Below are 1,098 nucleotides of genomic sequence, written 5' to 3'. Positions count from 1 at the left end.
AGCGAGGGGGAAACGCCCGGTCCCATTCCGAACCCGGAAGCTAAGCCCCTCAGCGCCGATGGTACTGCGTGGGAGACTACGTGGGAGAGTAGGACACCGCCGAACACCCATTCCCGTAAGGGCCGCAACGATGCGTTGCGGCCCTTACGTGTTTCTACCCGGGTGCAGCCCAGATGAAGAGAGAGATCGATGGACGACCACAGGAACAGCTCATCACGTGGCGAGGATCGCTCCGGGCGGCCCGACAAGGGGCAGCGCGGCGCAGCCGGCGCCCCCCGCGGCGCAGGCCAGGGTGGACCGCGCCGCGACGGCGCGCAGCAGCGCCCGTACCGCAAGGACGACGCGCCGCGGAGCTCGGCCCCTCGCCGCGAGGACGACAACCGTGGTGCACGCGGGGACTGGACGCCCCGGTCCGGGAACGAGGGTGGACGCATGGGTGACCGTGAGCGCCCCTACCAGCCGCGCCGCGACAACGACGGCCCTCGTCGCGAGGGCGACCGCCGGCCCGGCTCAGCCGACAGCGGTGCGCGATCGCGCGGTGAGTGGGGCTCGCGCCCGGCGCGCGCGCCGTACAGCCGTGACAGTGGCCCGAGCCGTGGCTCCGACGACCGCCGCAGCGGCCCGCGCGACGACCGTAAGCCTCGCGGCGAGTGGGGCTCGCGGCCCACGAGCGACCGTGGTCCCCGCCGTGAGGGGGACGACCGACGGACCGGCCCCCGGGCCGACGACCGTCGTCCCCGTGGTGACTGGGACACAAGGTCCTCTCGTCCCGGCGCCGACCGCGATCGCGGCCGCGCAGCTGACGACCGCGGCTTCGGCGCGCGGCGTGACGACCGCGGTGGCGAGTTCCGTCGTGATGGTGACAGCCGTGGTGGCCGTGAGTTCGGTGCGAGCCGTGGTGGCGACACCCGTGGCGGGCGTGACTTCGGTTCCCGTCGTGATGGTGACAGCCGTGGTGGCCGTGACTCCGGCGGTCCGCGCCGTGATGGCGATGCCCGTGGCGGTGGTCGTGACTTCGGTCCGCGCCGTGATGGCGATGCCCGTGGCGGTGGTCGTGACTTCGGTCCGCGCCGTGATGGCGATGCCCGTGGCGGTGGT

Annotated in this window: 1 protein-coding gene and 1 rRNA gene; both read left to right on the top strand. The window is 73.3% G+C overall.

Annotation, left to right across the window (positions count from 1 at the left end):
- Positions 1 to 105 (top strand): 5S ribosomal RNA (gene rrf / locus M3148_RS16890); the annotation flags it as partial.
- Positions 106 to 826: 721 nt separating this feature from the next.
- Positions 827 to 1,098: hypothetical protein (locus tag M3148_RS16885; protein ID WP_251305894.1), on the top strand; the 272-nt coding region annotated here is incomplete at its 3' end.

This window comes from Georgenia satyanarayanai (genome assembly GCF_023715365.1).
GTDB classification, from domain to species: domain Bacteria; phylum Actinomycetota; class Actinomycetes; order Actinomycetales; family Actinomycetaceae; genus Oceanitalea; species Oceanitalea satyanarayanai_B.
The sequence above is the reverse complement of the archived record's forward strand: the minus strand, read 5'-3'. Positions and strand labels throughout refer to the sequence as shown.